We start from the raw sequence: 11,341 nt of genomic DNA, 5'->3' as shown, positions 1-11,341 counted from the left end.
AGCCTGTCACCCTTGACCTGGAAGGACTCCAGGCGGCGCAGGAAGGTCATTCCGAGCAGGGAGCTGCTCATCGGGGCCTGGTTGATCATGATGGGCATGTCGCGGAAGGTGATGGTTCCCACCGACAGGCTGTCGGCCTGGAAGGCCGCGCCGTAGCCCACGCCGTTGGCGGTCTCCGACGCCCGGTCGAACGTCAGGGCGGCGAGATCGATCCCTATCCGGGAGGCGTCGGCCGGGCTCAACACCGTCTCGCTGGCCCCGGTGTCCACCAGGAAGCGGACCCGCTGGCCGTTGACCTCGCCCATGACCAGGAAGTGGCCGCCGTCGCCGGCGCTGACCACCAGCTCGCGCGGCCCGGTGGCGACGGGATAGGAGGGCGACAGGGTCATGCGGACTCTTTGGGCCACCCCGGCGAGCTCGGCACGGTAGCTGACCGCCAGGATCAGCACCGCGACAATGCCGGCCCAGATCGCGGCATGGCGCGCCTTTTCGGCCCAGCGGATACGGCCGACGTCCAGCATGGCGGTGGAGAACAGGGCCATCATGAAGACGCCCCAGCCCACCCAGGCCCAGTCCTCCGGCGAGCTGATGGCGCCTGGGAACGCCTGCAGCAGGCCACACACCCCCAGCATCACCGCGGCCAGGCCGGCGAGCCAGATCAGCAGGCGCAACGGCGTCACGCTGCGCTGAGGCGGCTCGTTCTCGTCAGGCTGCCAAGGTCCGGTCACGCACGCTCCGTCTGCGAGTTCCGCGCGCGGAGGTTAGACGGCGCACGCCGCCGCCCGCCAGGGGGCGTTCAAAAAAAGACGGCCCTGACCCTTCCCAAATGCACGGGGCCTACCTAGCTCAAGGGTCGCAGGCCGGGCCCCTCTGGCGATCCACAGCTCTCCTCCCCGAGCGGATCGCGATGTCGGACTGCATCGGGTGCGCTCGATGCTGGGTCCTAGAAGGTTTGGCCCCCCAGTCCTCGGTCCCGGTCTTCGGGCGCACCCGTTCCCTTGAACAGATGTCATGGAGCGCCCCATCCGATGCCTCTGCTGCTTTGCCCCAACTGCAACACCTCGATGTCGGCCGTCAGCCGGCAAGCCGTGGAGTTCGACATGTGCCCGTCCTGCCGGGGCGTCTGGCTGGACCGTGGGGAGCTTGAGAAGCTGATCGCGGCGGGGCGTGGGGACGCGCCGGCCCAGGAGACCGCCGCGCCGCGCATCTGGCGCGAACCCGAGCGTCCTCGGCGCGACTATGACGACGACGATGACCACCGTCACCCCAGCCACCGGCGCAAGAAGCGCTTCGACCTGTTCGACATCTTCGACTAGAGCCAGCCGAGCGCCGCCTCGCCCCGCAGGATCGCCTCGGCCTCGGCGGTGTGCTTGGAGCCTTCGCGCGGGTGCAGGACCAGGGGCGGCAAGAGCCGCAGCGGCGCCTTGCCCGTCTTGAGGGCGCGGATCAGAACCCGCTTGGCCGGCGCGTCGGCGTGGGCGTGGATGGGCCGGACCTGGAAGGAGCCCGCCTTGGGCGCCAGCAGGGCCAGGATGTCGGCCAGGCGATCGGCGCGGTGGATCAGGGTGATGCTCCCGCCCTCGCGCACCGCCTTGAGCAGGAAGGTCGTCCAGGCCTCGAGGCCGCCATCGGCCATCCAGGCGCCCTGCTTGGCGGGGGCTGGCGCCCGGAGGGCCCCGCGGTCGTCAAAGAACGGCGGGTTGGCCATCACCGTGTCGAAGGGGGCCAGGCCCAGGGTCTTGAAGGGCAGGGCCACGTCGCCCTCCAGAATCTCCACCCGGGCGGCCATATCGTTCAGCGCCACGTTCTCCCGGGCCAGGGCGGCGGCGGCGCGATCGCGCTCCAACCCGACGAACAGGGTCGCCGGACGCCGGGCCGCCGCGGCCAGCAGGGCGCCGCCGACCCCGCAGCCAGCGTCCAGCACCCGGGCGCCGTCCGGTGCGTCGCAGGCGGCCGACAGCAGGGCGGCGTCCATGCCCGCGCGGTAGCCGTCCGGCGCCTGACGCAGGCGCACGCGACCGTCCAGCAGCCGGTCCTCGGGTGTTGCGTCCATGTCGGCTTGCTGACTCGTAATCGCCATATCGGCACGGTGGGGCGTTGTGCTCTCCTTGACCGTGCCTTATCGCGTCACCATTGTCCCCGCAAACGGCGGTCCCCCCGTATCGCCGTGCCTAGACCAGGAGTCCTCGTGGCCGCAGTCAGCGCCCCGGTCACCCGAAAGCCCGCCTCCATCGACGGCCTTATGGAACTCGCGCAGCCCGACATGGCCGGCGTCGACGCCCTGATCCGCGATCGGATGCAGAGCCCGGTGGCGGTGATCCCGGCCCTGGCCGAACACCTGATCGGCGGCTCGGCCAAGCGGCTGCGGCCCCTGCTGACCATCGCCGCGGCGCGCCTGTCGGGCGCCCAGGACGATTCCTGCCTGAAGCTGGCCGCAGCCGTGGAGTTTATCCACACCGCCACCCTGCTGCATGACGACGTGGTGGATTCCTCGGAGCTTCGCCGGGGCAAGGTCGCCGCCCACCTGATCTGGGGCGCGCCGGCCAGCGTCCTGGTGGGGGACTTCCTGTTCGCGCGCGCCTTCGAACTGATGGTCGAGGCCGGCTCCATGCAGGCCCTGGAGATCCTGGCGCGCGCCAGCCGGGTGATCGCAGAGGGCGAGGTGCTGCAGCTGACCCGCGCCCACGACCTGAACCTGCACCAGGACATGTACCTGGAGATCATCAAGGCCAAGACGGCCGAGCTGTTCGCCGCCGCGGCCGAGGCCGGCGCGGTCTCCGCCGGTGCCAGTCCCGAACAATGCCTGGCCCTGCGCAAGTATGGCCAGGACCTGGGGGTCGCCTTCCAGCTGGTGGACGACAGCCTGGACTACAGCGGTGTCAGCAAGGACCTGGGCAAGAATCCCGGCGACGACTTCCGCGAAGGTAAGGCGACCCTGCCCCTGCTGCTGGCCATCGCCCGGACCGGCGCGGCCGAGAAGGCGTTCTGGGACCGTGCGGTGGCGCGGCTGGAACAGGCCGACGGCGATTTCGAGCGGGCCCGCGACCTCATCACCGGGGTTGGCGCCCTGGACGCCACCCTGGACCTGGCCGCCGAATATGCCGGCAAGGCCAAGGGCGAACTGGCGGAGTTCCCGGCCAGCAACAGCTGGCGGCCTGCGCTGGAAGACCTCGCCGATTTCGCGGTCAGCCGCCTGCGCTGACGCTTCGGCCCAACGGTGATAGGTTGCTTTGTCGGGCTCTCGGCATAGGAACCTGCCTGCCTGTCGGACGCTCCTACTGGCCAAGAGGGAGAGTGTTTCGTGTTTGGTGGTGAACGTCTGTCGCGCCTCGGCGCCTTTAACCCGCAGTTTCCGGACGCCGAGGCCCTGCACAAGGGGCTGGCCCACTGGAACCATCGCCGGATGGCGGTGGGGACGCCGTCGGACGACTGGCGCGCCGAGGTGGCCGAAGAGGCCCGGATGAAGCATTTCGAAGGCTCGTTCATCGAGGCCTTCCGCGAGCAGATCGCGCCGATGGTGGCGGCTGTACCGACTGACCCGGACGGCTTCATCGCCTGGTTCGAAGACCTCAAGACCTGCGGCCCTGGCCAGTGGGACCCGCTGTTCGCCTGGCTGGAAAACGAAGCCAGCCTCCACGACATGCGCTGGTTCCTCACCCAGGAGGCGGCGGGTGAGGCAGGATTCGACGACCTCGTCGCCTTGACCCAGGTGAAGCTGCCGTCCCGCCCCAAGCTGGAGCTGGCCCGCAACTATTGGGACGAGATGGGCCGCGGGAACGAGGCCGGCATGCACAGCCCGATGCTGGAGCGCACCACCAAGGGCCTGGATCTGCACCCGACCATCGACTCCACCCTGTGGCAGTCCCTGTGCCTGGCTAATGTGATGACGGCCTTCGCGACCACCCGACGATATACCTACCAATCGATCGGCGCCCTGGGCGTCGTGGAGCTGACCGCGCCGACCCGCGTGAGCGCGGTGGACGCCGGCCTGAAACGCCTGGGGGTGAGCCCCGAGGGCCGCAAGTACTTCGCCCTGCACGCCCACCTGGACGTCGAACATTCGAAGGCGTGGAACGCGGAGGCGCTTATCCCGCTGGTGACCGAAACGCCGGAGTGCGCCCGATACATCGCCGAGGGCGCGGTCATGCGCCTGATCTGCGGCGAGCAGTGCTTCGAAACCTACCGCGCCCACCTCTGGGCCCACGCCCACCCGCTGGTCTACGCGGCGGAGTAGGCGCCAGCCTCACCCCGGGTGGATCATGTTCTCCGGCCGCACAACCTCGTCGAATTCGGCGTCGGTGACGTAGCCGCCGCCGACGGCTTCCTCGCGCAGGGTGGTGCCGTTCTTGTGGGCGGTCTTGGCGATCTTGGCCGCCGCATCGTAGCCGATCTTCGGCGCAAGCGCGGTGACCAGCATCAGGGAGCGATCCAGGGCGGCCTTGATGTTGTCCTCGCGGGCCTCGATCCCCACCACGCAGTTGTCGGTGAAGCTGATGGAGGCGTCGGCCAGCAGGCGGCAGGACTGCAGGAAGTTGTAGGCCATGACGGGGTTGAAGACGTTCAGCTCGAAGTGCCCCGAGGCGCCGGCGAAGGTCATGGCGGCGTTGTTGCCGAACACCTGGGTGCAGACCATGGTCAGGGCCTCGCACTGGGTCGGATTGACCTTACCCGGCATGATCGAGGAACCGGGCTCGTTCTCCGGCAGGGAGAGCTCGCCGAGGCCAGACCGCGGGCCAGACCCCAGGAAGCGGATGTCGTTGGCGATCTTGAACAGGCTGCCGGCTACCGTGTTCAGCGCGCCGTGGCTGAAGACCATGGCGTCATGGGCGGCCAGGGCCTCGAACTTGTTGGGGGCGGTGATGAAGGGCAGGCGGGTGATGGCCGCGATCTTGGCCGCCACCAGCTCGGCGAAGCCCATCGGGGCGTTCAGGCCCGTGCCGACGGCGGTGCCGCCCTGGGCCAGTTCATAGAGGCCGGCCAGGGTGTCCTTGATGCGACGCACGCCGTTGGCGATCTGCTGGGTGTAGCCGGAGAACTCCTGGCCCAGCGTCAGGGGCGTGGCGTCCTGGGTGTGGGTGCGGCCGATCTTGATGATGTGGTCGAAGGCCTTGGTCTTGACCTTGAGCGCGGCGTGCAGGTGCTCGAGCGCCGGCATCACCTCCTTGGCCACCTGCTCGGCGCAGGCGATGTGCATGGCGGTGGGATAGGTGTCGTTGGACGACTGGCTCATATTGACGTGGTCGTTGGGGTGGACCGGGGTCTTGGAGCCCATCACCCCGCCCAGCATCTCGATGGCGCGGTTCGAGATCACCTCGTTGGCGTTCATGTTCGACTGGGTGCCCGAGCCGGTCTGCCAGACCGAGAGCGGGAAGTGGTCATCCAGCTTGCCGTCGATCACCTCCTGGGCGGCGGCGACGATCGCCGCGCCGATCACCGGATCCAGGCGGCCCAGCTCCATATTGGCCTCGGCGGCGGCGCGCTTGACGATGCCGAGCGCGCGGACGACCGGTTTAGGCTGCTTCTCCCAGCCGATCTTGAAGTTCTGGATGCTGCGCTGGGCCTGGGCGCCCCAATAGACGTCGGAGGCGACCTCAACGGGGCCGAAGGTATCGGTTTCGGTGCGGGTCGCGGTCATGGTCTGGCCTCCTGTCAGGTCGATGCGCCGGTTTAAACGGGCGAGACGGGAGCGCAAGGGTTCTGGCGCCGGACAAAGCTGTCTAAGAGAGGCTCAATGGACGACGGCTGGACCCATCACGCCAAGGTGCGCGCCCGCGAGAGCGAGGGGGTGATGGAGGTCATGGTTGACGGCCTGTCGACCCAGGCCAAGGTCTACAAGCCGCTGATCCACGAGTTCTTCCGCAAGGCCTGGCGCGGATCGCGCCCGGCCTGGGGCGAGTTCTCGGTGGAGATCGTCATGGAATATGTGGGCGACCCACCCTGGATGGACCTCGACAACCTGGCCAAGGCGATCCTGGACGCCATCAAGGGCTACGCCTTCCACGACGACGCCCAGGTGGCGCGGCTGCTGGTGGAGCGCCGCGCCGGCGAACGGGAGCGGATCGCCGTGACCATCCGCAAGCTGTCGGATCTCAGCCCCTGGCCGAATTCCGCTTAGGTCTCGTCTCGAGGGCGAAAACCATCATCAGGGCGTAGCTGACCAGGACCAGGGCGACGTAGCGGCCATGACTCTCCGGCGGCAGCTGCGGCAGGAAGGTCGAGAAGTTGAGGCCCAGCAGCATCGCGCCCACCAGCCCCGGAGCGGCGAAGATCAGCGCCGCGAGCCGGCGGCGCCGGCGGGGGGTGGCCAGGAAGCGCACAGTGATGTGGAAGAACAGCCCCAGCGCCATGGCCACCAGGGCGGCGTTGACGACGTAGAACCAGAAGGCGTGCTCGATGACGCCCCGGGCGAAGACCACGTAGAACAGCGTCGCCGCGCCCCAGACCAGGGCGCCCGCCAGCCCGAACCACATTCCGTCCTGTTTCGACACGCCCAACCCCTCCACGCCCTTGTTTCGCCAGGGCCGTGCGACACTCGTGCCAGGGGCCCGGTGTGGGCGCGGCCTCACGCTGAATCGTTCACCGGCCTTCGCAAAGCGCGTTATGTTTCAGAGGGGCTGCAGGACAGCCTCGTCTGAGCCTCCAACCAATGCTTCTCCTCGCCTCCGCCGTGGTCCTCCTTTTGGTGGTCTTGAACGGCGTCTTCGCCATGTCCGAGCTGGCGGTCGTCTCGTCTCGCAAACAGAAGCTGCAGAGCCGGGCCGAGCGCGGAGACAAGGGCGCGGCGGCGGCCCTGCTGCTGGCCGAGGATCCGACCCGCTTCCTCTCCTCAGTCCAGGTCGGCATCACCCTTATCGGCATCCTGGCCGGCGCATTTGGTCAGGCCACCATCGCCGCCGAATTTGACAAGATCCTCGAGAACGTCCCGGGGTTCGCCGATTATTCGGAGGCGATATCCACCGGTGTGGTGGTGGTGGTGTTGACCTACCTCTCGCTGATCGTCGGCGAGTTGGTGCCAAAGCGCCTGGCGCTGCTCATGCCGGAAACCATCGCGGCGATCGTGGCGCGGCCCCTGACCCTGATGGCCGCCGGCATGGGTCCGTTCGTGACCTTTCTCACCGGCTCGACGGCCGCCGTCCTGATGATCTTGCGGATCAAGGATGTGCAGGGCGACGTCATCACGCAGGAGGAGGTGGAGACGGTCCTGGCCGAGGGTGCGGGCGCCGGGATCATCGAGCCGGAGGAGCGGGCGATGATGCACGAGGTAATGCGTCTCGGAGACCGGCCGGTTCGCGTGGCCATGACCCCGCGCCGGGAGGTCTACTGGGTGTCCCTCGACGATCCCGATGAGGTGCTTCGCAACGATATTCGCACCTGTCCCTACTCCCGGTTCGTCGTCTCGCGGGGCGGGAGTGTCGATGACCCCGTGGGGGTCGCCCACAAGGCGCAGGTCGCCGACGCGCTGCTGGCGGGCCAGCCCCTCGATCTTGAGAGCATGGTGCGCGCGCCGCTCTACATCCCGGAAACCACGACGGTCCTGAAGACCTTGGAGCTCTTCAAGGCCTCGCAGACCCACATGGCGTTCATCGTCGACGAGTTTGGCAGTCTGGAGGGCGTCGTCACCCCCACTGACCTGCTGGAGATGATCGCGGGGGACTTCAACGAGAGCCATGACGAGCCGGTGTCCCGCATCCTGCGTCGCGAAGACGGCAGCTACCTGGTAGATGGCCGGTCCGACCTGTTCGAGCTTGGTGACATCATCGGCGAGGATCTGAGCGAGGGCCAAGGCTACCACACGGTGGCGGGCCTGGTGCTCGACAGGCTCGGCCGCTTCCCGTCGGAGGGCGAGGTTCTCCGGTTCGGCGGCTACGAGGTCGAGGTCGTCGACATGGACGGCCGCCGGATTGACAAGCTGATCTTCCGGGAGGCCCAACGGCGTCCCTAGAGCTCTCTAAATCGTGCGGCCTTTCCGGCGGAACCTGCGCCGAACGCCCCCCAAAACGGGTGTGGCCGCCCCGGTTCCCCGGGGCGGCCACATCGCGAACATCAATCTGGGGGGAGTTGAGTTCAGCGATACTGTTGCAGGCGCGTGGTCCGCAGGCCCGCCAGGCCGTGGCGGTCGATAGACTTCTGCCAGGCGAGGAATTCCTCGTTGGTCAGGGAGTAGCGCTCGCACGCCTCGTCGAGTGTCAGCAGTCCGCCACGCACCGCAGCGACGACCTCGGCCTTGCGCCGGATCACCCAGCGCCCGGTGTCCACCGGCGGCAGATCGGCGATCGTCAGGGGAACCCCCGTCGGACCGATCACATAAGGCTCGCCGCGGCTGTTCGTCCGGGTCTGCTGTTGTTGTTGCAACATGGCTTTACGCCTTTCCCACCATCACAATTCGGAGGGAATATACGACGCAGGCCATAACAGCCGGTGAATCGCAATAGTAAAAAAAGGCCTAATCATCCACTCCCCCATGTACTAAAACGGTACAGTCTAAGATGTCATCGCGAGTTAACGCCGATTAACGCCAAGACTTATCGCTTAATGTTGATGAGTTCTTCTAGCATCTGATCGGCGGTCGTGATGATCTTCGAAGAGGCGGAGTAAGCTTTCTGTGTCGAGATCAGTCCTGTGAACTCCGCCGACAAGTCGACAGTGGAGGCTTCCAGGGTAGAGGCCGCGATCTGACCGGCGCCGGCCACCGTCGGCTCCTTCAGAACAAACTCACCGCTCTGGATCGTCGGGCGGTAGGCGTTGCCGCTGACCGGGGTCAGGCCATCGGGGTTGGGGAAGGTGGCGAGCGCGATCTTGGCCACCTGGCGGATCTCGGAGTTGTCGAAGATGGCCGAGACCACGCCGTTCTCATCGACCTCGACACCCACCACGTTGCCGACGCTGGCGCCGTCCGAGTTGACCTGGGTCACCGATGAGGTTCCCGGCCGCGAGGCCAGGCGGTCGAAGTCGAAGTCGATGGTTTGGCCGGCGATGCCAAGCGCCGTGGCCCACGCCGGGGCGGCGCCGCCGTCGGATTCGCCCAGGACGATCTGCGGATCGGCGTCCAGGGCGCCGAACAGGGTCGAGTTGGCCTTGTCGAACTGGCCGGTGGCGGTGAAGCGCACGGTGCCGGAGGTGATCAGGCCGGAGGTGGTCCCATCGCCGATCTCCGAGCCGGGGATCGCGTAGATCTCGGCCCGGAACTCGTTGGTGACCGCCGGGTCGTGGATGAACGACATGGCGATCTTGTGCGAGCCGCCCGTGGAGTCGATCACGTTCATCTCGATGGTGAAGTCGGGCTTGTAGATGGTGTTCTGGCCGTCGGCGTAGCCGGCCATGCTGGTGGCCTGGACGTTCGGATCATAGGCGGTGAGGTCGACCTGGGCCGTGGGCAGGCGCTTGTCGACATTGGCGTTGATCGCGACGTTGGCGGTGGGCCGCACCGCTGCGCCCAGGTTCTTGACGTTGATCGGCTCGAGCTTGGTCAGGTCCGACGGGTTGATGTCCATGGTGCCGTCGTCCTCGACGGGCCAGCCCTGCAGATAGAGCTTGGCGTCGTTGACCATGAAGCCGTCGGCGTCGACGCTGAACGAGCCCGAGCGGGTGAAGGAGCGGTTGTCGGCGGCCGTCAGGCCATTGGCCTTCTGGGTGACGACGAAGAAGCCGTCGCCGGAGATGCCGAGGTCGGTGGGCGAGGAGGCGCTGGTGATCAGACCCTGCTGGGCGACGAACTGACGGGTCACCGCCTGCACGCCGCCGGCCGAATAGCGGCCCTTCACCGCCTGGGCGGTCACCACGTTGGCGAAGTTCACCTGGTTGCGCTTGTAGGCGGTGGTGTTGACGTTGGCGATGTTGTCGGAGATGGCGGCCAGGGCCGACGAGTTCGACACCAGGCCCGAGACGCCGGCGAGCATAGCGCTGTTGATGCTCATGGTTGTTGCCTTCTTTCGTTCTGCGAGGGTCGCAAAGGGTTAGGGACGTAAAGCGCCTCAGGCGGCCGCTTCGTCCGGGGCGAGGGTATTGTTGGTTTCGGTCTTGGCGGTCGGCGCCGCGGCCTGGCTGATCGAGGTGACCGTTTCCCAGGGAATCCTGGCGCCGTTGATGGTGATCAGGGTCTTGCCATCGACCTGCTCGACGCCGGTGACGACACCCTGGATGCTGACCTTCGAGATGACGGCGGATCCGGCGCTGTCCTTGGCCGTGACGTTCAGGGTGTAGGGGCCGCCATCGTCCAGCTGCTTGCCGCTGGCGTCCTTGCCGTTCCAGTTGAAGGCGTGATCGCCGGCCTTCATGTCGGCCGGGGCCTCGCTGTAGACCGTGCGGCCTTTGGAATCGACGACCTCAAGCTTCAGGTCGTCGGCCGCGCGGTTGAGGTTGAAGTTCCAGGTCGCCTTGCCGTCCTTGATGACGTTCTCGGCGGTGTTGGCGGTGACATCCTTGCCGATCAGGGCCACGGCGGTGGAGATGCCGCTGCCGGTGTTGGCCACCAGCTTTTCCATCAGCTGGTTGCCGTAGAGCTGCTGCTCAACCCCGGTCATCTGCACCAGCTGCTGGGTGAACTGGTTGGAGTCCAGGGGCGAGAGCGGGTCCTGGTTCTTCAACTGCGTGGTTAGCAGGTTGAGGAAGGTGTCGAAGCTCTCGGCGAGCCGCTTGGTGCCCGACTGGGCGGCGGTCTGACCGACACTTGAAACTGCATCTACCATCTGACGCTTCCTAAATTCGCACGTCGACGCCGGACATCAGGGTCCGGCGTTGGAGGTTGAGAGCGCCCGACAGCGCGGCGTCGGCGCTCTGGTCGGCGCTGTCGAGCGCCGCCTGGAAGGCCTTGCCGCGCCAGGCGCCGCCGTTGTTCTGGGCGTCCTGGCCGAGCTGGCCCTGACCGGCCTGGCCATGGCCGCGATCAGCGGCGACGTCGAAGCGAAGGCCGCCGCTGACGTCGAAGCCGGCCTGCTCAAGGGCCTTCTGGAGTTCACCCACCCGGATGCGCAGTTCGGCGGCGGCGTGTGGGTTCTCGAAGGACATGGAGGCCATGAGCCGGCCCTGGGCGCCGATCTCGATGCGCACGTCCACGCGGCCCATGCCTTCGGGGTTGAGGGCGACGTCGAAGTGGGTGGAGCGGCCTTCCAGCTTCTTGACGATCTGGGCGGCCAGGTGGGCGACGGTCTGCGGACCGGCGCGCCCCTCGACGGGCGCCGAGGTGGAGGCGGTCGCGGCGGCGTCACCGACATTGGGGGCGACGGGCTGGCCGGTGTCGGTGTCGGCCTTGGCTTCCACGGCCGGCCCGGCGTCCTGACGCTTTCCCTGGGAGCCGGAATCGAAGGTCTCGGCGGTTTGGGTCGGGGCGACCCCCGGACCCAGG

Annotated in this window: 13 protein-coding genes; 5 read left to right on the top strand and 8 right to left on the bottom strand. The window is 67.4% G+C overall.

Annotated elements, in window-relative coordinates:
• Positions 1-728, bottom strand: a 728-nt coding sequence (locus tag RMO97_RS15555) for a TIGR02281 family clan AA aspartic protease (protein WP_310541951.1), incomplete at its 3' end; no start/stop codon positions are given.
• A gap of 300 nt (positions 729-1,028) precedes the next feature.
• Between RMO97_RS15555 and RMO97_RS15550 the strand changes: the two genes are divergently transcribed.
• Complete coding sequence (locus RMO97_RS15550) at positions 1,029-1,316, top strand: zf-TFIIB domain-containing protein (RefSeq protein WP_309627698.1); 288 nt, start codon at positions 1,029-1,031, stop codon at positions 1,314-1,316.
• On the opposite strand, the gene RMO97_RS15545 is transcribed toward RMO97_RS15550, so the two are convergent.
• A complete protein-coding gene (locus RMO97_RS15545) occupies positions 1,313-2,053 on the bottom strand; it encodes a methyltransferase (protein ID WP_310541950.1) in 741 nt (246 codons plus the stop codon). The two genes, RMO97_RS15550 and RMO97_RS15545, sit on opposite strands and share 4 nt — an antisense overlap.
• A gap of 177 nt (positions 2,054-2,230) precedes the next feature.
• Here RMO97_RS15545 and RMO97_RS15540 point away from each other — a divergent pair, with 177 nt between their 5' ends.
• Both RMO97_RS15540 and RMO97_RS15535 read left to right on the top strand, forming a co-directional pair.
• Positions 2,231-3,202 carry a polyprenyl synthetase family protein gene (locus RMO97_RS15540; protein ID WP_310541952.1) on the top strand — a complete coding sequence of 324 codons (972 nt, stop codon included), beginning with the start codon at positions 2,231-2,233 and terminating at the stop codon, positions 3,200-3,202.
• Positions 3,203-3,301: 99 nt separating this feature from the next.
• Positions 3,302-4,234, top strand: a complete 933-nt coding sequence (locus RMO97_RS15535) for an iron-containing redox enzyme family protein (protein ID WP_310541949.1) — start codon at positions 3,302-3,304, stop codon at positions 4,232-4,234.
• Positions 4,235-4,243: 9 nt separating this feature from the next.
• Here the strand turns inward: RMO97_RS15535 and fumC are convergent, their stop codons facing one another.
• Positions 4,244-5,635: a class II fumarate hydratase gene (gene fumC / locus RMO97_RS15530; RefSeq protein WP_310541948.1), complete on the bottom strand. Its 1,392-nt coding sequence runs from the start codon at positions 5,633-5,635 to the stop codon at positions 4,244-4,246.
• 96 nt (positions 5,636-5,731) lie between these two features.
• Between fumC and RMO97_RS15525 the strand changes: the two genes are divergently transcribed.
• On the top strand, positions 5,732-6,115 hold the full coding sequence (locus RMO97_RS15525) for a RusA family crossover junction endodeoxyribonuclease (RefSeq protein ID WP_310541947.1): 384 nt from the start codon (positions 5,732-5,734) through the stop codon (positions 6,113-6,115).
• On the opposite strand, the gene RMO97_RS15520 is transcribed toward RMO97_RS15525, so the two are convergent.
• Positions 6,090-6,488 (bottom strand): DUF5367 family protein, encoded by a 399-nt coding sequence (locus RMO97_RS15520; RefSeq protein WP_310541946.1) that lies wholly within the window; start codon positions 6,486-6,488, stop codon positions 6,090-6,092. The two genes, RMO97_RS15525 and RMO97_RS15520, sit on opposite strands and share 26 nt — an antisense overlap.
• 158 nt (positions 6,489-6,646) lie before the next feature.
• Between RMO97_RS15520 and RMO97_RS15515 the strand changes: the two genes are divergently transcribed.
• Positions 6,647-7,942 (top strand): hemolysin family protein, encoded by a 1,296-nt coding sequence (locus RMO97_RS15515; RefSeq protein ID WP_310541945.1) that lies wholly within the window; start codon positions 6,647-6,649, stop codon positions 7,940-7,942.
• A gap of 122 nt (positions 7,943-8,064) precedes the next feature.
• Here RMO97_RS15515 and RMO97_RS15510 read toward each other — a convergent pair whose 3' ends face one another.
• From RMO97_RS15510 to RMO97_RS15495, 4 genes are all read right to left on the bottom strand, one after another.
• Positions 8,065-8,355 (bottom strand): DUF1153 domain-containing protein, encoded by a 291-nt coding sequence (locus RMO97_RS15510; protein ID WP_215341474.1) that lies wholly within the window; start codon positions 8,353-8,355, stop codon positions 8,065-8,067.
• Between the two features lie 167 nt (positions 8,356-8,522).
• Entirely contained in the window at positions 8,523-9,914 is a 1,392-nt protein-coding gene (locus RMO97_RS15505; protein ID WP_310541944.1) for a flagellar hook protein FlgE, read from the bottom strand.
• A 57-nt stretch (positions 9,915-9,971) separates the two neighbouring features.
• Positions 9,972-10,685 carry a flagellar hook assembly protein FlgD gene (locus RMO97_RS15500; RefSeq protein WP_310541943.1) on the bottom strand — a complete coding sequence of 238 codons (714 nt, stop codon included), beginning with the start codon at positions 10,683-10,685 and terminating at the stop codon, positions 9,972-9,974.
• Positions 10,686-10,695: 10 nt separating this feature from the next.
• On the bottom strand, positions 10,696-11,341 hold a 646-nt coding region (locus RMO97_RS15495), incomplete at its 5' end, for a flagellar hook-length control protein FliK (RefSeq protein ID WP_310541942.1).

The organism is Phenylobacterium sp. (assembly GCF_031425575.1).
GTDB lineage: Bacteria > Pseudomonadota > Alphaproteobacteria > Caulobacterales > Caulobacteraceae > Phenylobacterium.
The sequence above is the reverse complement of the archived record's forward strand: the minus strand, read 5'-3'. Positions and strand labels throughout refer to the sequence as shown.